Source organism: Nostoc sp., assembly GCF_036919675.1.
Classification (GTDB): Bacteria; Cyanobacteriota; Cyanobacteriia; order Cyanobacteriales; family Nostocaceae; genus Nostoc.
The window spans coordinates 22,771-47,974 of sequence record NZ_JBALCP010000101.1 but is presented as its reverse complement, the minus strand read 5'-3'; the positions used below and the strand labels follow the sequence as shown (position 1 = coordinate 47,974).

The 25,204-nt window shown below is 43.3% G+C and carries 17 protein-coding genes and 1 pseudogene; 9 read left to right on the top strand and 9 right to left on the bottom strand.

Annotation, left to right across the window (positions count from 1 at the left end):
* Window positions 1-230 precede the first annotated feature (230 nt).
* Window positions 231-461: a hypothetical protein gene (locus tag V7K49_RS21890; protein ID WP_335207437.1), complete on the bottom strand. Its 231-nt coding sequence runs from the start codon at window positions 459-461 to the stop codon at window positions 231-233.
* Between the two features lie 541 nt (window positions 462-1,002).
* Window positions 1,003-1,161, bottom strand: coding sequence for a hypothetical protein (locus V7K49_RS21885; protein ID WP_335207435.1), 159 nt, complete (start codon window positions 1,159-1,161; stop codon window positions 1,003-1,005).
* A gap of 312 nt (window positions 1,162-1,473) precedes the next feature.
* Here V7K49_RS21885 and V7K49_RS21880 point away from each other — a divergent pair, with 312 nt between their 5' ends.
* A complete protein-coding gene (locus V7K49_RS21880; protein WP_335207433.1) occupies window positions 1,474-2,703 on the top strand; it encodes an ABC transporter substrate-binding protein in 1,230 nt (409 codons plus the stop codon).
* Here the strand turns inward: V7K49_RS21880 and V7K49_RS21875 are convergent.
* Complete coding sequence (locus V7K49_RS21875) at window positions 2,700-2,957, bottom strand: hypothetical protein (protein ID WP_335207432.1); 258 nt, start codon at window positions 2,955-2,957, stop codon at window positions 2,700-2,702. The genes V7K49_RS21880 and V7K49_RS21875 overlap by 4 nt on opposite strands.
* A 221-nt stretch (window positions 2,958-3,178) precedes the next feature.
* On the opposite strand from V7K49_RS21875, the gene V7K49_RS21870 reads away from it, so the two are divergent.
* The 5 genes from V7K49_RS21870 to V7K49_RS21850 all read left to right on the top strand — a co-directional run bounded on the left by V7K49_RS21870 (window position 3,179) and on the right by V7K49_RS21850 (window position 11,485).
* Window positions 3,179-3,577, top strand: coding sequence for a hypothetical protein (locus tag V7K49_RS21870; RefSeq protein WP_335207431.1), 399 nt, complete (start codon window positions 3,179-3,181; stop codon window positions 3,575-3,577).
* 629 nt (window positions 3,578-4,206) lie between these two features.
* A complete protein-coding gene (locus tag V7K49_RS21865) occupies window positions 4,207-4,383 on the top strand; it encodes a hypothetical protein (RefSeq protein ID WP_335207430.1) in 177 nt (58 codons plus the stop codon).
* Between the two features lie 161 nt (window positions 4,384-4,544).
* The gene (locus V7K49_RS21860; RefSeq protein WP_334870607.1) at window positions 4,545-5,375 is read left to right on the top strand and encodes a peptidoglycan-binding domain-containing protein; all 831 of its coding nucleotides are present in this window, start codon (window positions 4,545-4,547) and stop codon (window positions 5,373-5,375) included.
* A 793-nt stretch (window positions 5,376-6,168) separates the two neighbouring features.
* The gene (locus V7K49_RS21855; RefSeq protein ID WP_335207429.1) at window positions 6,169-7,356 is read left to right on the top strand and encodes a TRC40/GET3/ArsA family transport-energizing ATPase; all 1,188 of its coding nucleotides are present in this window, start codon (window positions 6,169-6,171) and stop codon (window positions 7,354-7,356) included.
* 256 nt (window positions 7,357-7,612) lie between these two features.
* A complete protein-coding gene (locus tag V7K49_RS21850; protein WP_335207427.1) occupies window positions 7,613-11,485 on the top strand; it encodes a GAF domain-containing protein in 3,873 nt (1,290 codons plus the stop codon).
* A gap of 118 nt (window positions 11,486-11,603) precedes the next feature.
* On the opposite strand, the gene V7K49_RS21845 is transcribed toward V7K49_RS21850, so the two are convergent.
* The 5 genes from V7K49_RS21845 to V7K49_RS21825 all read right to left on the bottom strand — a co-directional run bounded on the left by V7K49_RS21845 (window position 11,604) and on the right by V7K49_RS21825 (window position 17,608).
* A complete protein-coding gene (locus V7K49_RS21845) occupies window positions 11,604-11,801 on the bottom strand; it encodes a hypothetical protein (RefSeq protein WP_334812892.1) in 198 nt (65 codons plus the stop codon).
* Between the two features lie 135 nt (window positions 11,802-11,936).
* Window positions 11,937-14,204 (bottom strand): cytochrome-c peroxidase, encoded by a 2,268-nt coding sequence (locus V7K49_RS21840; protein ID WP_335207425.1) that lies wholly within the window; start codon window positions 14,202-14,204, stop codon window positions 11,937-11,939.
* A gap of 593 nt (window positions 14,205-14,797) precedes the next feature.
* Entirely contained in the window at window positions 14,798-15,961 is a 1,164-nt protein-coding gene (gene dnaN, locus V7K49_RS21835) for a DNA polymerase III subunit beta (RefSeq protein ID WP_335207424.1), read from the bottom strand.
* Between the two features lie 253 nt (window positions 15,962-16,214).
* Complete coding sequence (locus tag V7K49_RS21830) at window positions 16,215-16,862, bottom strand: pentapeptide repeat-containing protein (protein ID WP_334870594.1); 648 nt, start codon at window positions 16,860-16,862, stop codon at window positions 16,215-16,217.
* 251 nt (window positions 16,863-17,113) lie between these two features.
* Window positions 17,114-17,608: a hypothetical protein gene (locus V7K49_RS21825; RefSeq protein ID WP_334724467.1), complete on the bottom strand. Its 495-nt coding sequence runs from the start codon at window positions 17,606-17,608 to the stop codon at window positions 17,114-17,116.
* Between the two features lie 828 nt (window positions 17,609-18,436).
* On the opposite strand from V7K49_RS21825, the gene aroF reads away from it, so the two are divergent.
* From aroF to V7K49_RS21810, 3 genes are all read left to right on the top strand, one after another.
* Window positions 18,437-19,309, top strand: coding sequence for a 3-deoxy-7-phosphoheptulonate synthase (gene aroF, locus V7K49_RS21820; protein ID WP_335207423.1), 873 nt, complete (start codon window positions 18,437-18,439; stop codon window positions 19,307-19,309).
* A 319-nt stretch (window positions 19,310-19,628) separates the two neighbouring features.
* Complete coding sequence (locus V7K49_RS21815) at window positions 19,629-21,059, top strand: efflux RND transporter periplasmic adaptor subunit (RefSeq protein ID WP_335207421.1); 1,431 nt, start codon at window positions 19,629-19,631, stop codon at window positions 21,057-21,059.
* On the top strand, window positions 21,056-24,385 hold the full coding sequence (locus tag V7K49_RS21810; RefSeq protein WP_335207420.1) for an efflux RND transporter permease subunit: 3,330 nt from the start codon (window positions 21,056-21,058) through the stop codon (window positions 24,383-24,385). The genes V7K49_RS21815 and V7K49_RS21810 overlap by 4 nt, the downstream gene beginning before the upstream one ends.
* Before the next feature lie 531 nt (window positions 24,386-24,916).
* Here V7K49_RS21810 and V7K49_RS34760 read toward each other — a convergent pair.
* Window positions 24,917-25,045, bottom strand: a pseudogene (locus V7K49_RS34760) (IS982 family transposase); the annotation flags it as partial.
* Window positions 25,046-25,204: the final 159 nt, after the last annotated feature.

Here is a 25,204-nt window from a genome sequence, read left to right as displayed (position 1 = left end):
CTGCCCAGGTGAAGACCTTTTCGCCTTTTAGGCTACGGTGTACACACAAGTCGGAAAACTTCATCCACCAAAGATTAAGATTTGCGGTTCAGCAGCACTGCGGGAGGGTTTCCCTCCGCGGGCGACTGCTGTTAGCGCAGCGTTAGCGACGCAGGAGCGTCACCCAAAGGGTGCGTTACGCTGGCGTGACAAAGCTAAATTGTTGCAATCATGGCAATGCCTGCGGTGGGCTACACCAACTCATTTGTTATTTCGGCGAACTCATTTGTTATTTCGGCGAACGCATTTGTTATTTCGGCGAACTCATTTGTTATTTCGGCGAACTCATTTGTTATTTCGGCGAACTCATTTGTTATTTCGGCAAACTCATTTGTTATTTCGGCGAACTCATTTGTTATTTCGGCGAACTCATTTGTTATTTCGCCGATCGCATTTGTTGTTTCGGCGTCTCCATAACGCACCCTACGAAACAACTAGAAGAGTGAAAACTTATGCTGGTCATACTTGTGCACACCACCGTAGTCTAAAAGGAGAGAGGCTTTGAATCTCTTACTCCCCTTCCCTACAAGGGAAGGGGCTGGGGGTTAGGTCTGTATTCGACTCAATTGAGAAGCGCTATAGGCTATTGTACAGACCCACTACCCCTGCAATGCGATCGCTACTCAACTTGAGGATTTTTCAATTTGAGCGACAGGCGTGGCGGAACAAGTGCCTTCAAAACAATCTTTCACCTCCTCGCCAGAGTTGGTTTTCTCCCAACAAGGAACCAGAATAACCCTGTTCTACTTGCTCCCGTGTTTTACGAGCCTAAACGTGAACCGACTTGTCGCTAGACATCGCTGAACTTGAAGAAAATTCATTTTGAGTAAAATGTGCCTTCTATACCAGACGTGCAAAGGACATGACAGTTCTTCAGTTCCTCGTCACAGACTTGGTTTTCTTCTGAAAAGATTACAGATTGATCCCATAACTCCTGCCACAATTGCATAAAAAATATGCAATCTAAGTTGAAACTATAGAAGTAATGGTGGGTTGATCCAATAGAGAAGCGATCGCAGTTCCGTATGAGCGATCGCCATGATTAATCCCTAACCACAGGGATTGATTATGACAATTATATTTGTCGCAATACTTTAACGATTGCAGTGCTAGCCCCCTCATCCCAACACTCTATGGTTTGGACATGGCTAAGGCAGGATTTTAAACTGCTTTCCAATCTACATCCTAATCAATATGGCGTTGCTATAACAATAGCGTTACCAATTTTTTTGATATAGACTTCTGTGCTAGTGAGTTGAAAGTCTTCGGGCAAAAAAACAACTTGATGAGTGCCATCAGTGCTGAGTTTGGCAGTGTTTATGATCTGACTTTTCTTCTGCTTCAGTTGCTGATCATAAAACTATAGCGTTTCTCATTTACATGTAATACACTACAATCCAGTATTATCCTAACAAATATCATCGCCATACATCTATGAAAAAAGCGTTTACACATCAAACTGCCTTACTATTTACATGCTCTATGCTGCTGGTAGCTTGTGGTAAAAGTGGCAGTAATGATGCAAATTCCGCAAATAATCCAACAGCGACAACAGGTGCAGCTAATGCTATTCCTATCGGTATCGCCTTTGCACAAACGAGCAATGTAGCATTACTTGGTCAAGAGGGAACTGATGGAGTAAAAATTGCCCAGAAGTATTTTAATGATAAAGGAGGTATCAATGGTAGACCAATTAAATTAGTCTATCAAGATACTGGTGGCGATGAAGTTGGAGCCATTAACGCTTTTCAAACTTTAATTAGTAAAGATAAAGTTGTTGGCATTGTTGGCCCTACCTTATCACAACAAGCTTTTAGCGCTGATCCCGTAGCAGAACGCAATCAAGTCCCAGTTATTGGAGCATCAAACACTGCTAAAGGCATTCCCGAAATTGGTGATTATGTAACTCGTGTTTCTTCATCTGTTGCTGTCGTCGCTCCTTATTCGGTGAAAGCTGCACTCAAGCAAAATCCTAATCTTAAAAGAGTAGCTGTATTCTACGCTCAAAATGACGCTTTCAATAAGTCGGAAACAGAAATTTTTCAGAAAACAGTTAGAAATTTAGGATTAGATTTAGTCACAGTCCAAAAGTTTCAAACTACAGATACCGACTTTCAAGCTCAAGCCAGTGGTGCTATTAATTTAAAACCAGATTTAGCGATTATATCCGGGTTAGCTGTAGATGGAGGTAATTTAGTTAAACAATTACGAGAACTTGGTTATAAAGGAATAATTGTTGGTGGCAATGGTTTTAACACATCCCATATATTTTCTGTGTGCAGAGCGCTTTGTGATGGCGTGATTGTGGCTCAAGCTTATAGCCCTGTGTATGCCAGTGAAATTAACACCGCATTTCGCAAAGCCTACCTTGAAGAATATCATAGAGAACCACCCCAAGTAAGTGCTCAAGCTTTTGCTGCGTTGCAGGTATATGTAGAAACTCTTCAATCTTTAGATAAGAAAAGCAACATTAACAAATTGACACTGCCACAGTTGCGTACAGAATTGAATCGAGAGTTACTAAGAGGAAAATATCAAACTCCTCTCGGTGAAATTGCTTTTACACCAGTAGGTGATGTAATTCAAAAAGAGTTTTACGTTGCCCAACTCAAGATGGAACCAAACGGTATCAATGGTAAGTTTTCTTTTTTAAGAGCTAATTAGACTGCCAATATCAGTTGTACTTGACAATACTTTTGTCTCAAGCTTGCATTTCTTGTTATTTGACTACCATAGCATTTGTTAGCACACTTTTTATCGTGTCCCTTGAATAGCGCGGTTTCATTGCCTTTAGTGACTAATTTTATTTTAGGTAATGCGATCGCAGTTCCCTTTTGCCAAGATGGTGAAATAGCTAACAATGATCGCAGCAGTTCTTGAAATAAGAGGGATGCTGTTCGCGTAGCAATACGGTTCACTTAAGAAGAATCGTAGGTTGGGTTAAGCGCAGTGCAGCCCAACAAAGTCTTGAGTAAGTTGTCGTTATTAACACTCGATCTGCCGTTAAGCTGAAGATAAACCACGAAAAATAATAATTAGTTTGGTTAAAAAAAATACAAATTTTGGCGGATTATACTGCTGCAATATATAGTTAATGTAGGGCAAGCTAGCTTTATAAGCTTTTGATAAGAGTAAATTTATGTCTCGTAAAAAACTAATATCCCGCATTCTAGAAAAGGCTGAGTTAAGAGCCTCTGGACTGAAGGCGATTAATCCAACCATAGATTTTGGGGATGCTCACAACTTAAAAAACTTCACACAACTAATTGAGCAGTTACGCACCAAAATTGATGAGTATAACAGCGCTCTAGCCATGATTGATTCTTACCGAACCGAGATTGAAGAGTTGGAAACAAGCTTAGGTAATCTTACTGCAAAAATGTTGATAGGAGTCGCTTTCAAGTACGGTAACGATAGCCGCGAATATGAGATGGCGGGTGGTATTCGCAAAAGCGAACGCATCCGCAAAAGCAGGATAACCCGCTTGAAAGGTGGCGTAAAGCAAACATCAAAAAAGAGCGCTCAAACCGCTAAGTAAGTAGTCGGACAGAATTAATTACACAATATGATTACAAGTGTAACGAAGTGAAACGTACTCCTATGAAGAAGCAAGCTACGCGTAGCGAGCGTCTTGTAAAGTTGCAATTCGCTTACGGTTTAGGATTGCTTTACTTCGTTGGTAATGACTGTCAATATTTTTGTGCAGTTACTTATCATTAGGGACTTCCAGTTAAAAAAACATCCCATCTTTGGGGCGCAAGGCCTTACGCCCCTACAAATGTACAAATAATTTTGGATAATTTATTTTTTGTCAGTCCCTTAGAGGATGTTTTAAAAGTTATATTCTCGGTATCAAAAGTTTTAGATCCCTCTAGATACCCCTTAAAAAGGGGAGTTAGGGGGGATCTGAAAGTGCCTAAAGTCACCAGGGAAACACTTTTCAAACAACCTTTTAGAGCAGGAGTTAGGAGCAAAGCCGCAGACGCTCCGCCTCCGGTTAGGAGTCAGCCCCAACTCTTGGAGACGCTACGCGAACGGGGAAGTCAAAAGTCAAAAGTCAAAATTAATAATCCCCATAAATAAATTTAGGGGCTTGTATCATGAGTCTTTTTTGGTCAAAAAGGTTTTTTATCTGGCTTGTAGACCAAAGCACTGTACTTAACTAACTTGAAATCTGCTGTAATAGATGCGATCGCTATTTGGAAGCAACCCGAAGCGATCGCTTACCCCTTTTTCTTCGTTGCCAATCGCAACTTTCTTTTACAAACGTGGCAAAATAGCAAAGAGCGATCGCACAAGTACGGAGAGTCGCTTGCAAGCTGGTGTAAAGGAAACATTGCGTAGTATCATCATCAATAGTTGAGAACAAGCGATCGCGATCGCTCACTAAGACTTAAAACCACCTTTCTTTTTACCAGTGTGTAGTCACTTACGCCGAACGTCTCAAAGAGTTGCACCTTGTCATCACACATTGCTTAACTTTTAGAACGCCTTGCAAACAAGATATGTTAGATTTATTTTTTTCTACTTACTTAGTTTTTGTCAAACAAGATACATTAAATGGTAGTTTAGTAGCAAAGGAACCAAGAAGCATGGCCATTAGTAGCCCTGAAGTCATCCGTCATATATTGATCGGGCTGGGATATTTAGCTCCTGAGATTGATCCTAAGCCTGATCTCACAAAATTTGCTCCCTGGAAGAGAAACAATAACTCCTTGACAGATGATCCTACCGAAGACGCGATTAAAAAGTTTCAGAAACAGTACTCACAAAAACTTGTGGTAAATGGTAACGCTGATTCAGAGACTCGAACTGTAATGGAAGATACAGTCAAAGGGCTTCAGAATAGATTGAAGTTTCACGGTTTTGCAACCAATGCCGAAATTCCTCTAGACAAGCCCTTTTATGGGCCAGCCACTTATACAGCAGTCAAGAAATTTCAGAAATCTCAGGGTTTAACTGAAAATGGCATTGCCACTATTGAACAGCGTCAAATTCTACAGCAACCTACTCTAACAAATAAGCCCCAGCCACAGCCACAATCACAACTTAAGCTGATAGATTTGTGCTTCCAATTCAAAAAGAATCCTCAAAATCCTTCTTACATCGCAGCCCTAAATAACTTACAACAAAATCTACCCAAGGACGTTTTATACAAAGTTACTAATAAATGGAGGGGGACAAATGATCAAAATCCTGAGATCGTCAAGCTGACGAATTTGTTCACTTATTATGATGACAACAATGCAAACCATCGTGATGCACTAAATCACTTACAAAGTCAGATTACCCCAGCTATCTCTCAAGCATTTTTAAGTCTCTGGAATAAGAAGTAAACAAATGGGATATACAGCAGAATTCAGAGATAACTCTGAGTTAAGCGAAAAACCGGAGCAGAGGTTTCCTTTGCTCTGGATTTTTCAATCTTTAGCTTCCTTAGATTCAGAAGTTCCGAGAGTTAGAATTCAGAATTCAGTAAATCTTAAGTAGTAGCGTGGCAAGACTAAAATGGTGTAATAGCTAAAGGCTCGTAGTCGCGCTTTAGCCCCAAAAAACCATAAATCTAATGTACAAATTTAGTCTTGCCACGCCAGTAGGGTGCTTTACGGCTTTAGCTTAATACCGTTTCACTTTAGTAATGATAATGTAAGTGGACAAGAATAAATCAAACTATGTTACGCAATTAGATCCCCCACTCCCCACGCCAGTCACTCCACTTGGGGAGACCCCAGACGCTTGATAGCGCAACGAAGCGCGAGTCCGCGTACCGCTGGGAAGCAAGCTAGCAAGAGCGTCTCGTAGAGAGCGTCTGACTCCTTCGCGCAACGGTTAACGTGGCATCGTCTCCCCTTCTCACATTGCCAGAGGCTTTAGACAAGGGAGAGACCACGCTCGCTCCCCGATAAATTGGGCTACTGTGTACACACAAGTCGAGTTGGCAATCAAATGGACGCAAAAGAACGGAAAATTATTTTTAAAATTCTTGATTTTCTGTTAAAAGTCTATCAATAAACTGACACTATTGATAATCAGTTTGATAAACTCGAAACCTTGCCTACTAATTTATTTTCCTTAAACAGTCGATAATGTAAATAAATGTAAAAATCCTCAGTTAGGACAGAAGCATCTATGCGTGTAATTTTAATGACTGGCAAAGGCGGCGTGGGCAAAACTTCCGTTGCTGCTGCAACTGGACTCCGTTGTGCAGAATTAGGCTATCGAACATTGGTTTTAAGTACAGATCCCGCTCACTCCCTGGCAGACAGTTTTGACATAGAAATGGGACATGTACCCCGGGAAATTCGCCCAAATCTGTGGGGTGCAGAACTGGATGCGCTGCAAGAACTAGAGGGAAATTGGGGTGCTGTGAAACGTTACATTACCCAAGTTTTACAGGCAAGGGGTTTAGACGGCGTACAGGCAGAAGAATTGGCAATTTTACCAGGCATGGATGAGATTTTTGGCTTGGTAAGGATGAAACGCCATTACGATGAAGGTGAGTTTGATGTTTTAATTATCGACTCAGCCCCCACTGGCACAGCACTGCGGTTGCTGAGTTTACCTGAAGTCGGTGGCTGGTATATGCGCCGTTTTTACAAACCATTTCAAAACATCTCCGTAGCACTTCGACCTCTGGTTGAACCTTTTTTTAGACCAATTGCTGGTTTTTCGCTACCAGATAAAGAGGTGATGGATGCACCTTATGAGTTTTATGAACAAATTGAAGCTCTGGAAAAAGTATTAACAGATAATACTCAAACCTCAGTGCGTCTGGTCACTAATCCCGAAAAGATGGTGATTAAAGAGTCTCTCCGGGCCCATGCTTATTTGAGTTTGTATAATGTTGCAACAGATTTAGTAGTGGCTAATCGGATTATTCCAAGTGAAGTCCAAGACCCATTTTTCCAACGTTGGAAGGAAAGTCAGGAACAATATCGCCAGGAAATTCATGATAATTTCCACCCTTTACCTGTGAAAGAAGTTCCGCTTTTTTCTGAGGAAATGTGCGGATTGGCTTCATTAGAACGCCTGAAGAAAACCCTTTATAAAGATGAAGATCCAACTCAGGTTTATTATAAAGAAACGACTATGAGAGTCGTGCAAGAGCAAAACCAATACAGTTTAGAACTTTACTTACCTGGTATTCCTAAAAACCAAGTTCAACTGAGTAAAAATGGGGACGAATTAAACATTACTATTGGCAACCACCGTCGTAACTTAGTTTTGCCGCAAGCCTTAGCAGCACTACAACCAGGAGGGGCAAAGATGGAAGACGACTATCTGAAAATTCGTTTTACTGACAACATAAGAGTTTAATTTTGTTGCTCCGGCAATATTTGACAAAAACTCAAACCTAAGAAGCAAGAATCTTTTCTTATAGCTAGTACAGACGCAATTATTTTAGCGTCTGTTTTTATGAGTTTTTGGTAAATTTTTATAAAAGGTAAATAAATATTTGTCTTCGGGATTTGGCAGTAGTTTCACTGAAGACAATTTGATGAAATAAATTTCAAAATGGCTTTAGATTTAATTATTTCAGTTTGCAAATTCTTAATTTATTTTGCTATAAGCAATGATCTCCAACCCTGAACAAGATTTGCCCTTATGTCACCATGAAGAAAGTTTACTACGCCGCATTTCAAACCGTATCCGACGAAGCTTAGAGTTGAAAGAAATTATCACAGTGACAACGGCAGAGGTGCGATCGCTACTAAAAACTGACCGAGTGATGATTTACAAATTTCATGCCGATGATAGTGGTCAGGTCATTGCTGAGTCAATTTACGAAAATCGGTTGCCGTCGCTATTGGGGCTGAACTTTCCTGCTGATGATATTCCGCCCACCGCCCGTGAACTATTTATTAAATCACGGGTGCGTTCTGTTGTTAATCTTGATACTCAAGAGATTGGTCAAAGTCACTTGCATGAGTTGGAAAATGGAGAAACTATATCAGAAGATATCCGTTACCGCCCTGTAGATCCATGTCATGTTGAATACTTGAGTGCGATGGGGGTCAAATCTTCTGTAGTAGCGCCGATTATTTATCAAGATCAACTTTGGGGGCTGCTGGTATCTCACCATTCTGAGTCACGCCAGATTTCAGAATATGAATTGGAAGCTGTACAGATGGTAGTAGATCAACTTTCAGTAGCGATCGCTCAAAGTACCCTACTCACTCAAGTCCGCAAAACAGCCGAACGAGAAACTATCATTAACCGCATTGCTACCCTCCTGCATTCACTACCCACTATTGTATTACAGCCAGCCCTAGAAGCGGCTGTTGCTGCCTTTAATGGTGTTGGTGGCAGGCTTTGTATTAGAAATGCAGCTTTTGATTCCCACAATGGCAACCTGACCAGCTTAACAGAATGCTTAATACCGGGAAATAGTTGTATCAAGCTTTATGTTTGTGGACAGCAACCTGTGATGCCAGAACAAACTATATATCCACTCATAGAGCAGTATAGCGTCTGGCAGGAACACTACAAGTCAAGTAACTACGATGTTTGGCCGATTTTAGATATATATCAAACTCCTAGCTTGCGAACTTTGCAAGTTGCTTTTCAACCAACTAAAATTCGTAGCATGTTGATGATCCCACTCCAGTATCGTCAGCAGTTGCTGGGCTATTTAAGTATTTTCCGCGACGAAATCGATACAGAAACCCTGTGGGCGGGGCAGTATGACAGCGATCAAAGGCAACTGTACCCCCGACAATCCTTTCAGGTTTGGCGCGAATCTAAAAAAGCACAAGCTCAAAAATGGACGCTCGAAGAGATTGAACTGGCTAGAGACCTCGGTAAACACTTTGCTTCAGCAGTTCAGCAGTATGAACTATACCAACAAGTGCAAGCCTTTAATGAAAATTTAGAAAAACAAGTTAAAAGACGCACAGTTGAATTACAACGGACAACTGAACAACAACAGGCTGTGTTTAAAGTCATTTCCGAAATTCGGGAATCTCTTGACACAAATACCATTTTTCAAACAACCACTAAAGAGGTTTGTCAATTAATCAAAGCCGATCGCGTTTCTGTTTATTGTTTTGATTCTAATTGGGGTGGTCAATTTGTCGGCGATTTTGAGGCTGCTAATCCATACTGGTCGAATGAGTCTGAACTAGGTATTAATACAGTTTGGAATGATACTTACCTACAAGACACACAAGGAGGACGTTACCGCAACAATGAAACATTTGCAGTCGATGACATCTACAGTATGGGGTTTGCTCAGTGTCATATCGATAATCTAGAACAGTTTCAAATTCACGCTTTTGTGCTTGCTCCGATTTTTGTTGGGCAAAAACTTTGGGGTTTGCTGGCAACTTATCAACACACTGGCCCCCGGCAATGGAAAGCCTCTGAAGTTAACTTTCTCAGTCAGATTGCTGCCCAAATGGGAGTAGCACTTCAGCAAGCAGAATTACTAAGGCAAACAAAACAGCAGACGTTAAGTTTGCGACAAGCCGCAGAACAACAACATGTATTGTTTGAAGTAGTTGTCAAAATTCGGGAATCTCTTGATCTAAATACAGTTTTTGCCGCAACTGTGTGTGAAGTCCGTCGCTCTTTAAATGCTGACAGAGTGGTAGTATACCGCTTTGACGCGAATTCCGAACTCGATGAAGGTGAAATTGTTTCAGAGGATCTTTTGCCAGAGTTTACTTCTGCTTTAACATTAAAAATTCAAGACAACTGCTTTAAGAAAAAGTATGATGCCCTCTATCGTCAAGGACGCATTCACGCGATCGCTGATATCCACAACTCTGAGCTGAATGTTTGTTATGTCCAAATGCTGGAGCAACTCCAAGTTAAAGCCAATTTAGTTTTGCCACTGGCTAAAAGTAATGAACTGTGGGGTTTGTTGTGTATTCACCAGTGTTACCAACCACGTGAATGGCAATCCTCAGAAATCCAGTTCGCTACCCAAGTTGCTGCACAGCTTTCTGTAGCACTGGAACAAGCTGATTTACTTGAACAAACCAAGCATCAGGCTGTTGATTTGCAACAAGCGGCAGAACAACAACGGGTATTGTTTGAAGTTGTTGCGAAAATCCGGGAATCTCTTGACTTAGATATGATTTTTCAAACTACCACTCAAGAAATTTGCAAATCACTGCAAGCGGATCGTGTGGTTGTCTATCGCTTTCATCCAGATTGGAGTGGTGAATATATCGCCGAGTTTGTGGGTGATGGTTGGGTAAAACTTGTAGGTTCTGATCTCAAGACAGTTTGGGAAGATAGCTATTTAAAGGAAACTCAAGGTGGACGATATCGCCATAATGAAAGCTATATAGTTGATGATATCTATCAGTCTGGTCACTCGGAGTGTCACATTGCGGCTTTGGAGCAATTACAAGTAAAGGCGTATGCGATCGCACCCATATTTATCGGGCAACAGCTATGGGGTTTGCTAGCAGCTTACCAGAACTCTGCACCCCGCCACTGGGAAGCCTCAGAAATTAAGTTCATCACTCAAATTGCCAATCAGCTTGGGGTTGCACTCCAACAAGCCCAATTGCATAATCAGACCAAAGAGCAGACAGAAAAGCTGACTCAAGCTTTGCATGATTTAACGCAAACTCAAACCCAACTGATCCAAACTGAGAAAATGTCCTCACTCGGTCAACTCGTAGCTGGTATTGCTCATGAAATTAATAACCCGGTGAACTTCATTTATGGCAACATCAACCATGTCAACGATTACACCCAAGATTTACTCAGTATACTAGACCTGTATTTGCAAAACTGCCCTGACCCCAACTCTGAGATTCGCGATCGCTCAGAAGAAATAGACTTAGAATTTCTCATCGAGGATTTGCCTAAAACTTTATCTTCCATGAAAATTGGGATTGATCGCATCCGTCAAATAGTCTTGGGTTTACGGAATTTCTCCCGCCTTGACCACGCAGAAAAAAAGCCAGTTAATATTCATGAGGGCATTGATAGCACCTTACTAATTTTGCAGCATCGCTTGAAAGCAAAACCGGAAAGTCCGGCTATTAAATTAGTCAAAGAGTACAGTGACCTGCCCTTAGTAGAGTGCTATGCTGGCCCACTGAATCAGGTATTTATGAATGTTTTAAGCAATGCGATCGATGCCCTAGAAGATTACAGGGAATCTGAATCGAAACCTCATAGCCATCAAATTACTATCCGTACTACTCTTGGTGAGCTTGAAGGCAATGTCAATAGCGTAGTAATTCGCATTGCAGACAATGGCTCAGGAATACCCGAAGCGATAAAGGCAAGAATCTGCGACCCATTTTTCACTACTAAGCCAGTGGGGAAAGGCACTGGCTTGGGGTTATCAATAAGTTATCAGATTGTCGTGGATAAACACAGTGGTGTGTTTAAATGTGATTCTCAGCCGGGGTTAGGTACAGAATTTTGGATTGAAATTCCGATTAGACAAATCACCAAATCGCACCATCAACTCCCGTAGGTTGGGGACCTACCACCGTGACTCTTGTCGTGCAATTTTAACCCGCCCCGCCACAGTACCTGGATACCAATAGCGGTTTGATGTCGATGTTCTAAATAACCCCCTAAACGAGCTATGTCTAGCGACAAGCCGAAGAAGCGTCTACGCAACCAAGCACCCAACTAACTGTTAATATCTTGGGTAGTTTGGGTGATTTAGCGCTGATTATGTGAAGCTGAAGGGGATTGAGGACTTGAATAGCGTCGGCAGTTGCCTGGGTGCGGTGTAGAGAAGTCAACTGCAACAGTTCAACAGCAATTATACGTAAAGATTTCAATCAAGTTCTTCATGCCATCAGCAGCCAGTCTGTATCGCTCCACCTGGCAACCCGATTTCAATATTTTGTATAATTTCCGCTGTTGGGGAGTTAGTGCCGGGTTTCCCCCACCAAAAGCTCCCCAACACGGAAATGCTATTTACTTACCACTGTCTTGTGTCTTGAAGTTACGAGGAAATTTGGAGTGCCATTACCACCATAACTACCAACGGCAGGAATTTCCAGTAGACTATCTGTGGCTTTGCCAGTACCATCATTGATCACGTATGTAGAATCACCCGGATGTCCATTTGGAACAAACAGTTGTGGGTGATCAAATGGCGCCTTTTCATAGCGGACTCGCTCATCAGTGAGCGATTTGAGGAAAGCTACCAAGTCATTTTTTTCGGCTTCAGTTAATCCCAACACGGCAAGAGCGCTTTGCTTGCGGAAGTCTCCGCCACGATTGTATAATTCTATCACTTGCTGCAAAGTTAAAGAACCACCATTGTGGAAATAAGGGGCAGTCAGTTCGACATTGCGGAGTCCAGGAGTTTTAAAACTACCATCCGCAAGTATTATGTCCTTAGAGCTAACTGTGGTGTTGGCTGGGGAACCAAGAAGTTGCTGGAAAGTTCGCAGTAGAGCCAGTCTCGTTTCAGAAAGCGGATTCCCAAATGGGTCATTACCTCCAACACTAACATCTTCTAATGTCGGTCTGATGCCGATATTGAAAAAGCCATTGTCAAAGACGAATCTGCTGAAATTAGGGATGTTAAGAATCCCAATCCTTTGTTTCTGCACAGAACTCACAGAAGCACTGCTAAGTTCTGCCCCATTATGACAAATGTTGCATTGAGCTTTACCTTCAAACAGTTGTTTCCCCCGTTGCTGTTGCCCAGTTAGGGCAGTGGTGTTTCCTTCCAAGAAACGATCAAGTGGGGTATCGTTAGCGATGAGCGTAGATTCGTACATTTGAATTGCCAGCCCAAAAAATAACGAGAAGTTGTACTCTATTAACCTGTACTCATTGGTTTCCAAAGAGCGATCCGGTTTCTTAACAAAAGTTCTGACACCCTTAGCATCAATTTGAATCAGTTGATTAGACTTCCACCACTCCGGCTTGAAGGCATCTTTAATTAGGCGATCATAGCTTTTATTTCTCAGTCCGGGTTCAGGCCATCTGCTATCTGTACCTAAAACACTGTCCTGTGGATGCACAAGTTGTTTCCCTAGCGGCCTCAGAGGAAATAACTTTTTAGCAAGTTTTCTGGGGAGCTTCTTACCCTTGCCAACACTGTCGGATTTGTGATCAATTGATCCGAACTTATCACCTATTTCTTGAAAGGTAAGACCATCAGAAGATTCTTCAAAGGAGCTAAGTGGTGGATCGACTGCTTGAGAAGCTAAAGACGAATTATTGAGGCTGATTTTGACAAATTTTAGCTGATTTGGAGTCTGTGCTTTCACGACAGAAGCATGAGAATCTCTCAAACCAAAGGAATTCACTCCATTAAAGATGTTTTGCGCCCTACCGTCCCAGAAGTTGCGGAAGTTAAATACTGCATTAATCGTAGTTGGCGCGTTACGTGGCTCGACGCGACGTACATTTATACCTCCCACGTTAAACACGGGATCTGGTTTAAGCGTTACTTGGTCTTCGGCATTACCAGGTATTACATCAACAAACTTGGTATTAATAACTCCTTGAGAGGAGGTGATATCATTCCGGTCAGACACAACTGTTGTCGGATCATTTGGATTCGACAACTTGTGAAAGGGAAAATCTTCTGGCTTGAGCTGGTAATTCGGCCTACCGCCGACATTAAAAACCTTATCTGGGTTCTCTGTGCGATCAGCGTTGAGCCGCATAAGACCAGGAGATATCTGATTTTTTGATCTGCTGTCGGCTCCGGCATGGAAATGGCAAGTAGCACAGGAAGTTAGTCCATCACTACCAACTTGCATATCCCAAAAAAGAGCCTTTCCTAACTTAATGGCGGCTACTTTGTTTTTTACAAAGTCTCCAAGATTATCAGGCTCTGGTACCAAAACAGTCTTGAGAGAAGCTAGAGGTGGCAACCCCGTAACCTGACCAGATACAGTATTTCCAGCTATTACTGCTGCCATAATGATCACAGCAATTGTTATAGTTCTTGACAGTCTTGATACCACCCGATTAGGTTTTACATAACCAGATTCCCACCTTTGAAGTCTTGTATCAACTGGAAATTTAGATGATGCTCCACGAGACTCTCGGTCATTAAAAGACCATAATTTGAGATTTTTTAGTAGACTCCTAATTCCATGCTTGATCTCCACTACCATCGATTTGAGGAAAAATCGACCTTTGCAGGTTAGCAGCAAAAACATTGGAAAGGTAGCAAAAACCAATCCCAAACTTACTATGCGTAAAATTCCCATATTTTCATCTCAGAAAACACTTAAGAGATTTTACTACTTATCTAAAGCTTTTTACTTCTGATCAGCCGTATAAAATCTGACTACTTTATTGATAATAAAGAAGAGGGGAAAAGGTTAGATTGTGTTCATTAGTAACAAGTTAAAAGCGAGTAAATTTTGTCAATACGTCTAAGTATAGAAATAAATTTATATAAGAATGATAATCGTAATAGTGGGAGCAACGCGATTTTGGGAGTCTGGGAAAAAAGGTGTTAAAAAGGCTTGGTTAATTCCCTCCTTAAAAGGAGGGTTAGGCGGGATCAAATTTTAACCTATCTTAATACCAATTCTGTATGAAGATGCGCCATATATGAAAAACGAACCGCAAAGGGCGCAAAGGAGAGGCAGCACGTTGCGGTGAGGCAGTCGCTCAGAGGGGTTTTCCCCATGAGGAACTACCGAACTCGAAGGGGGGTTCCCGCCGTTGTAGCGACTGCCGTCACAAAGGAAGAAACAAATAAGAAGTTAAGAAAATTTAGCGCAGCCTCACAAAGAAATGGTATAACCCAAGCGTATTGGGTAATAAAGCTTTTGTTGAGTTTATACCATTCTTTTTAACTTCTAAGTTGCACCGGCATAGCTAAATAGGTCATTTTCAAACCACCCAATGGGGTAAAAATCACTGGAGTTAGACTTTGATTCAAATGCATTTGAATTTCGGAAGATGGTAACTCTTTCAAGCCCTCCATCAAATATTTAATGTTAAAAGCAATCTCTATGTTTTCCCCAGAAATCTGGGCAGGCATTGATTCTCTACCACTTCCCACATCTTGAGCTTCACAAGATAAGGTAATTTCTTGAGCTTCGCTATCAATACTGACTTTGACAATATTATTTTTCTGATCAGCTAATACAGCAATCCGCTCCAAAGTGCTTACAAATTGTCGCCGTTCAATTGTAATTTGTCGCTCAAATTGGCGCGGGATTAGTTGTCGATAGGCAGGATATTGCCCTTCTAATGTGCGACTAGTCAAGCGTTGATTTTGCCATGAAAAGACAACTTGACCTTGATCGAAATATAAAGCTACGGGTTCATCTGATGAGGCGCTATGAGCTAGCATTCGTTGGAGTTCGCGTAATGCTCTAGCTGGTACTGTGACTTCTAGTTGACTAGTTGCGCCTAGAGGACGCTCGTTGCTAGTTTCTACCACTGCTAGGCGATGTCCATCGGTAGCTGCAAATTCAAGGGTATCTTGTTTAACTGTTAAATGCACTCCAGTGAGTACTTGCTTGGTTTCATCAGCACTAGTAGCAAACAATGAACCCCGTAATCCCTCAATTAATGCGGTGGTGGTGAGATGGATTACTTCTGTATTTTCAATTACAGGTAGTTCCGGAAATTCTTCAGGCCCCATTGCTCGGACTTGGTAATGTCCACTCTTGGGTGTGAGTGTGACAATTAAACCTTCTCCACCCGGTGTTACACCTGTGAGGGCTGATTCATCATCTAGAGTGATTTCGCCTTCTGGAAGACGAGAGGTGATGTCTACAAGTAACTTAGCAGGAAGTGCGATCGCACCTCCTTGCCAGACCTCAGCGTTAAAGCTGGTGCGGATTCCCAAGCTGAGATCAAAGGCTGTTAAGCTTACCTGGTTAGTTTGAGCATCCGCTTGTAGCAGCACATTGGCAAGTACAGGATGAGTTGGTCGTGAAGGTACTGCACGACTGACGAGTGAGAGGTTTGTACTAAGATCGCTTTGGGAGCAAACTAATTTCATAAGTCAGATTCCGCTGGTGAAAGATATCCTAACATCGTTATTGTTCATAGGCGAGTAGGGGTAGGCGTGTTGCCTATAATTGCTAGCCACCGGAAGCCGCTGACAAGTACGATTGGATTAATCACGGGTGTATTAAGAGTTCGGTATGAAATACACGCAGCAGGTGAGCAGCCACAGGCCCCAGCAACCCAAAATAAATCACTGGGGATTCATTTGAGTAATTCATCCACTCTGTGTTTTGCCGCAACCTCAGTTATTGGTAAATTGCACCATCAGGCATAATTGCCCCAGCTAAGTTAGTACCAATTAGTTTAACCAGAAGGCGCTCACCAGAGCGAATCCGCGCTCCTGTCAAGTCGGCTCCCCGCAAGTCGGCCCCACTGAGATCCGCTCCAATCAAATTAGCAGCACGTAAATTAGCCTCCCGTAGATCCGCTAAAAGTAAGTTTGCCCGAAATAAATTTGCTTCAGATAAATTAGCACCTCTGAGGTTGACTTTGTGCATAAAAGTATCACTGAGATTAGCACCACTCAAATTGGCATAACTTAAATTTCTGCCAGATAAGTCTTTATTGCTCAAATTTGCCCGACTGTAGTCTTTGCCACTCAAGTCTGAGCTTTTCTTTGGTGGTTGCTGGGTTGTTTGAGATGGTTTTTGTGGTTCAGGTGGCGGTGAGTTAAGCGTGGTTTGAGGTTTGGTTTTTAGAGAGCGCAACTTTTCACGAGCTTCATTTATAGCTTTCAGCTTGTCTTGTGCTTTCTGCTGTAAACGGAGATTGTCTTTGGGAATACGATCGGGATGCCAAACAAAGACTAAATCTTTGTAAGCCTGGTTCACTTCGTCAAGTGTTGCCCCAGGCTCTAATTCCAAAATTCTATAGTACTGCTCCAGATCGCTCATACGATATTTTGGTGGACAATCAACTTAATTATGAGTTATGGAGTCGATTTATCCGCTGAATCATTATGTCATTGATTATGGGGCATTGGGGAGCCACTGCCGTTAGCGTAGCGGTAGCGAGTAATCGAGCGTCAAGGGTTTCCCGACTTGAGGCGACTGGCGTCATGGGGCACAAGAGATAAAGGAGCAAAGGGGCAAAGGAGAAAGACTTACTACAACTTCCCCTCTGCAACGCCAGCCTTGCCACTCCCTCATCTCTCCATCTCCCCATTTCTCCATCGAGCGATCGCTCTCAAATATGCTGCAATTGGAATCTGATAGACTTCAATAAAAATCCAAACAATAATTGATAAATGTGATAAGAAAGTTAATATAGTCCAAATATATGGCATCCAGGTAATGGGTTCCTTGAGATTAGCAGGAAAATAGTAAGCTACTATGCCAATTAAAGTAGTGGGAAGAATTACAAAAGCTGCTGCTGCTACTCCATAACCCCAACCTAATTCCATACCTTCCAACTGGGCTTCTGTCCAACTAAACCCATTCCAACGCCAAACTAAGGGTGGTTGCCTAGAAGGCATTTTGATTTGCTGTAACTCTAGGTTAACTGTAAAAATCTCTTGGCAAAAGTCACAAGCCATAGCTTCCATTAATGGCATATGAGAAATCTTACCTATCCGACAGACTGGGCAGGGGTAAACTCCATAATAGTCGAAAGATTGGGCTAAGATTTTGGAACTGGGCATAATGAAACTGATGATCCTAAAAAGTTAATCTGGTCAATGAGGACTTGGGTAAGAATAATGTATAGTGATTGTCAATTGTCTGCAATCAGCTTTCGCAAGGTGAGGTGACAAGTCAGGAGAATCATATATTTTAACTTCTCAATCCGTCTAAGCACTAGGACTCACGCCTGTTTATGTGGAACGGTTTTAGATCGTGAATCATAATGCTGCGGTGAATATTCTTCGTATTGGATTGAGTACCGTAGGGCATACGGGAATTAACGTCTCTTAAGTGGATAGACCTCTACAACGATACCTAAGTAAGCCGACTCGCAGAACCAGAAAACTCGCGTCTTGCGAAGTTGGAATCACCGTGGCTTCAGCAGGCGTGAGCATGTCAATAGTCTTGACTCCCACAGTTGTACTGAGTCTATCGCTTTTTTATGGTTTATGGGTGTCTTGACACCGCCGACTCTTTCTGTTAATGTTACCCTACATAGGTATAGTTCTTGAACTTTCCAGCAAAAGCGCCGCAAATGCTTAACACAAATTCCTATTTTTATTTTTGGTTTAGGGTGGTTCACCGGGAGTGAATCGAGTTTCCTAACGGAAACCGCCCGGTGAACCGCAGAGCTAACTCTGCGGTTTTTGTTTTTTTAAGGAGAATTTCATCGTCATGACTTATTTCAGTAGCTGGTTTTATGGCTTTTACTTTTGGCCCAGAATAAGTTCCGGGTAAATAGCGTCATGCCAATGAATCAGAACGCGCCCGGAACTCCTCAAAGGTTCTGGGCTTTTTTGTTATCGGGGTATAGTGCCCAATACTTAATTTTTTAGGAGAATGGAACCATGATTAATGCCAAACTTGCCGCACAATCGCATCCGAACCATCAGACAATTGTTAAACTTTCAGAAAAAGTCGCTTTCGGGGGCGAAGAACTGGTAATTATCGGCGGGCCCTGCACCGTTGAAAGCTTAGAACAAATGGAGATAGTCGCCCAAAAGCTCTCTACTGCATCCGTGCAGGGCTTGCGTGGTGGTGTCTACAAACCCCGCACATCTCCCTACGCCTTCCAGGGTATGGGAGAGTCAGGATTAAAGATTTTGGCAAGGGTGCGATCGCATTATAATATGCCAGTTGTCACCGAGGTGATGTCAATTTCCCAAATTGAAGTAGTCGCCGCTCACGCTGATATGCTTCAAATTGGTAGTCGCAATATGCAAAACTTCGACTTGCTCAAAGCTTTGGGACAAGCTGGTAAGCCAATACTCCTCAAACGTGGTTTAGCAGCGACAATTGAAGAATTCGTCATGGCTGCTGAATATATCCTCAGCCACGGTAATCCTGATGTGGTGTTGTGCGAACGCGGTATCCGCAGCTTCGATGATTACACTCGCAATGTCCTAGATTTAGGAGCAGTAGCAGCACTCAAGCAAATAACTCACCTGCCTGTGATTGTAGATCCGTCCCATGCCGTCGGTAAACGGGAACTGGTAGCACCTGTGGCTAGGGCTGCGATCGCTTGCGGTGCAGATGGATTAATTATTGAATGTCACCCAGAACCAGAAAAATCTGTTTCTGATGCCCGTCAAGCACTTTCTTTAGAAGATATGGTGCATCTAGTTGATAGTTTAAAGCCTGTAGCAACAGCCGTTGGGCGCAGTATATCAGAAGCGATCGGGGCGGGTTTACAACCTGCCCCGATTTTTTGTGCTGCTTAAATTTCAGTTGAGAGCGATTGCTTGAATGTCTGAGTCGAAATATTTATTTTAGCTTGACGACAAACAGCGATCGCCTCAAACAATTTTTGCAACACAATCCTATAATAAAGTTACAACGTCTTCATACCAAAGTCACAACAGCTTCATCCCAAAGTCACAACCGTTTAACAACAATTTCTTTCCAAAAGGGATAGGCTAAACAAAAAAATTATTAGTACACTAATGTTTAGATTAACTAATATTACGCTTCTCTAATTAGAATTAATCGCAACCAACCATTATTTTGCAGAAAATGCGATGTCTAACGACAAGCTAGTACGTGTCTGTGCTTGCCCCCTTCCCCCAAATTGTTGATATGCGCTGTTTAGCCCCTGTTGAGACGACAAAGCCTTCGTCCTTGGCTGCTCAAATTGTTCCTCGTTTTCAGAGCATTATTCAAAGAGGGCGGTTCTCGCTACTTATATTAAGTCTGGCTTACTTGTGTAGTGCCTGCAATGCTTCTGAAGCCGAATCTAGTGGAAAAGAAGCAGGAAAAAAACGAGCTGTGCCAGTTGTGGTTGCCACTGCGACTCAAAAAACGATTCCAATACAACTATCGGCTACGGGAACGGTGGAAGCATATTCCACAGTATCTGTCAAGTCTCAGGTGGGCGGACAACTTATTGGCGTCTATTTTCAGCAAGGACAGAACGTTAAGAAAGGAGACTTGTTATTTAAAATTGATTCCCGCCCTCTACAAGCCGCGCTGATGCAAGCTAATGCTGCCAAAGCCAAAGATTTAGCGCTGGTGAAACAGGCACAGGCAAATGTGCTCAAAGCCATTGCCGATGTGAACCAAGCAAAAGCGAATGTAGTCAAGGATAAGGCGCAGGCAACAAATGCAGATGTGCAAGCTCAACGTTATACTCGTTTGCTCAAGCAAGGGGCAATCAGTAAAGAACAGGCCCAACAGTACCAGACTACTGCTGAGGCTCAACAGGCGACGGTGAAAGCAGATCAAGGTGGAGTAGCAAATGCTCAGGCAGCGGTGGCGGCAGCCCAAGCAGATGTACAAAATGCCGAGGCAGCAGTAGCATCAGATGAAGCTGCGATCGACAATGCCAAAGTTCAGCTTTCCTACAGTTCCATCTACGCACCAATTGCTGGACGCACGGGTAGCTTGAAGCTAACTCAAGGCAACTTAGTCAAGGCAAATGCTGCAAATGCCGATGATTCGCTGATTACGATTAGCCAAATCCGCCCGATTTACGTCAACTTTTCCATTCCCCAGCGACTGCTGCCAGACATCAAAAAATACAGTGCTAACGGTAAGTTAGAAGTCGATGCTTTACCTCCTAAAGATGCAGGGCATTCGGTACGAGGCGAACTCACCTTTGTTGATAGTGGAGTCAATACCCAAACAGGTACGATTCAACTTAAGGGTACTTTTGCCAACGCTGACGAGCGCCTGTTTCCAGGGCAGTTTGTCAATGTAGTCCTGAAACTGAGCGAAGAACCAAATGCCATTACTGTTCCTTCTCAGGCGGTACAGAGTGGACAGCAAGGGCAATTTGTGTATGTAGTCAAACCCGACAAAACAGCAGAAATGCGTCCAATTACTGTGGGTGACACCGTTAAGAACGAAACGGTGATCAAGCAAGGGTTGAAATCAGGTGAGCAAGTAGTTACTGATGGACAATTCAACCTAGTGGCTGGTGCCATAGTCCAAGTGAAACCGGAAGTAGGAAGCAACAGGCAGGGAGCGCGATGAACATTTCCGAGCTATTCATCCGGCGTCCAATCATGACAACCCTAGTTATGGTTGGCATTTTGATATTTGGGCTGATCAGTTACCAACAGCTACCCGTTAGCGATCTGCCCAATGTGGATTATCCGACACTTCAGGTAACAGCTAACCTGCCCGGAGCTAGTCCAGAGACGATGGCTGCCTCGGTAGCAACTCCTTTAGAGCAGCAGTTTTCTAGTATAGCGGGAGTGAGTTCAATGAACTCTACCAGCTCTTTGGGTAGTGCACAGATTACGCTGCAATTTGACCTCAATCGGGATATAGACGGGGCAGCACAAGATGTCCAGTCTGCTATTTCTAAGGCAGCAAGGCAGTTGCCCACGAATATGCCTAATCCCCCGTCTTACCGGAAGGTAAATCCGGCGGATCAGCCAGTCCTTTACATCTCCCTCAATTCATCTATTCTGCCCCTCTCAACTGTAGACAAGTATGCTGAGACATTGTTGGCACAACGCCTGTCAATGGTGGATGGAGTGGCGCAAGTGCAGGTGTACGGCTCCCAAAAGTATGCGGTACGGATTCAGCTTGACCCCGAATCATTGAGTGTAAAGGGAATAGGAATTGATGAAGTGGCTGATGCGATCGCTAACGGAAATGTCAATCTGCCTACCGGCACACTTTACGGGCAACAGCAGAATTCTACGATTCAAGCAAACGGTCAACTCAACGATGCCGCCAGCTATCGCTCCTTAAGTGTGGCTTATCAGAACGGCGCACCAGTACAGCTAGGAGAACTGGGTCAAGTCCTAGATAGTGTGGAAAATGACAAGATAGCAAGTTGGTATTTTCCTGTTAAAGAAAAGGGGACAAAAAGAGCAGGGGAGAAATCCTCAATCCAAAATTCTGGCGTCCGGGCGATCGTTCTGGCAGTTCAGCGCCAACCGGGAACTAATACTGTTCAAGTAGTGGATGCAATCAAGAAACTGCTACCCACCTTTCGGACACAAATTCCGGCGGCTGTGAACGTAGATATTCTCTACGATCGCTCCCAGTCAATTCGTGAGTCGGTAGATGATGTACAATTCACGCTTTTGCTCACCATTGCTCTGGTGGTGCTGGTAATCTTTCTGTTTCTCCGCAATATCTCTGCTACGCTCATTCCCAGTTTGGCAGTACCGCTTTCGATAGTAGCGACTTTTGCGGTCATGGTGCTATTGGGCTTCTCGCTCGATAACCTATCACTGATGGCGTTAACCCTTTCAGTGGGTTTCGTGGTTGATGATGCCGTAGTCATGCTAGAGAACATTGTCCGCCACATGGAGATGGGCGAAAGCCGCATGGAAGCAGCCTTAAATGGTTCTAGAGAAATTGGTTTCACAATTTTATCCATGACCATCTCCTTAGTAGCAGTATTTATCCCTATACTGTTCATGGAAGGCATTCTGGGGCGACTGTTCCGTGAGTTTGCTGTTACTATCAGCGTTGCAATCTTAGTATCTGGCGTAATTTCCCTCAGCTTGACGCCAATGCTGTGTTCAAGATTCTTGAGTTTACCTCATCATGAACCGGAGAGTGAGGGAGCAGGGGAAGCTGGCGTTGCAGGGGAAGATGAGGGAGATGAGGGAGAAATTCTCAATTCTCAATCCAAAATCGTTCGACTGAGCGTTCGCGCAGCGTCTCGGAGAGAAGCCGAAGTCCAAAATCGTTCGACTGAGCGCTCACGCCGAAGTCTAAAATCCAAAATCCAAAATTTTAACCGTCGTCTCTACAACTTTTCAGAAAACGTTTTTAATGTGATATTGGGCGGATACGATTGGAGTTTAAAGAAATCACTCAAGTATCACCGCACGACGATGGTGATTTCGGGAGCGATTCTTGTAGCAACAGTGTATCTATTTATAATTGTGCCTAAAGGGTTTGTTCCCAACGCAGATGTTGGACAAATCACTGCAACTACTCAGGCATCAGAGGATATATCCTTTGATGAGATGGTAAAACATCAACAGGCAATAGCTGCGATCGCTTACCGTGATCCCAATGTCGATTCCATCAACTCCAGTGTCGGGGCTGGTGGGCCAAATGCTTCCGCCAACGCTGGAAGAATTTTAATCGAACTCAAGCCCCGCACTCAAGGACGTCTCAGTGCTGATGAAGTCGTACAGGAACTCCGACCTAAGTTGTCACGTGTGCCTGGAATCAAAGTTTTCTTGCAAAATCCCCCAGCCATAAATGTCGGTGGCCAACAGACGAAAGCGCAGTATCAATTTACTCTGCAAACACCCAATATTCAGGAACTTTACCAGTACGCTCCACTTTTAGAAGAAAAACTGCGATCGCTCTCAGATTTACAAGATGTCAACAGCGATTTGCAAATCAAAAATCCGCAAGTAAAAGTAAACATTAACCGCGACCAAGCTTCGGCTCTAGGTTTAACCGCCAATCAAATCGAAACTGCCCTGAGTAATGCCTATGGTACTCGCCAAGTTTCCACCATCTACGCCCCCGATAACCAGTACCAAGTAATTATGGGCGTGGAACCAAAATATCAGCAAAATTCCAATGCCCTGGATTTACTCTCAGTTCGTGCCCCTAGTGGACAACTCGTACCTCTCAACGCTGTAGCAACTTTGACCAAAGATGTGGGCCCCTTGACCATTAACCACCAAGGGCAACTTGCATCTGTTACCTTCTCCTTTAATCTTAAGTCAGGAGTATCACTTGGTAACGTCACTGGGAAGATTGAGGAACTCGCCCGTCAAACTCTGCCGCCTACTATTAGTACAGGTTTCCAAGGTTCAGCGCAGGCATTCCAGTCATCGATTCAAGGTTTAGGAATGTTACTGCTGGTTGCCATCTTCGTGATTTATATCGTGTTGGGGATTCTCTACGAGAACTTTATTCACCCCCTGACTATCCTTTCTAGCTTACCCTCCGCTGGATTTGGGGCACTACTGACCCTGTTGCTGTTTAAAGTTGACTTGAATATTTACGCCTTCGTGGGCATCATCCTGCTGGTTGGCATTGTGAAGAAAAACGGCATCATGATGGTTGACTTTGCGATCATTGCCCGTCAAAACGGCAAAACCCCCTATGATGCTATCTATGAAGCCTGCTTGGTAAGATTCCGTCCAATTATGATGACGACAATGGCAGCACTTATGGGGACGCTGCCCATCGCCCTCGGTTTGGGAGCCGGAGCAGATACACGCCGCCCCCTTGGTTTAGCAGTAGTTGGGGGGTTAGTGTTCTCGCAGTTTCTCACACTTTATTTGACGCCCGTTTTCTACACCTACATGGAGTCTTGGCAAACAAAGCTTAAAAAATACAACTGGCGCAAACAGCCAATTTAATTTGTAATTAAAAACAAAGATATAAAGGTGTTAGTCGCCAGAAAAAGAAATTGAATTCTCTGCGACTGGTAAAGCAGTCCAGTGGACGGGTTTCCCGGCATAAAGGAACTGCCGTTAGGGACTTCCAAATAAAAAAATGTCCCAAAACTGACGCAAAAACCCTCTCATTTCTCCTCTCTCTGTGTCGCGCCAGTTGCTTAAAGTCGGGGAACCGCAAGGGCGCACTGGTTTCTCTGTGTCTCTGTGGTAGCCTGCGGCAAGCCGCTGCGCGTCTACGTTTATTTGGATAATTTATTGTCTTGGAAGTCCCTTAGCGTTCGCGCAGCGTCTCGTAGAGAAGCGGTAGCAAGGAACGAGTGTCACTTGAAGGGTGGATTAGGATCTTACGCACAGGTAATGGACAACGAACCACAGAGGTCGCAGAGGACACGGAGGAATGAGAGTTTGGGAGGGTTTTTGCGTAAGTTCTATGGATGAATAAACGGTGAAACACCACAGTAAATCTTCTTTCTTAACGTGAGTTCAAGGAAGTTAAAAGGCAGCCGCAGACAGAGCAGGTAAATCTTTTGGGTCAATATCTAAAGAAGGTTTCTTCTCTTGGTAAGTGTAAGCCACTAGTCGAGCTAAAAGATTAACCATAAAGTTAATTACACTCTGATGCCATCCTTGATCCGCATTTAGCTTTAATATAACTAACAGTAATCAGTAAACCCAAGGAGGTTTTTTGCTTACTGATTTCCTGACCTCAAAAAGTAATTCGTAAGCATAAATTGGGCTTGCGATGCCTGCGGCGGGCTGTGCCTACGCAAACTTTCAACC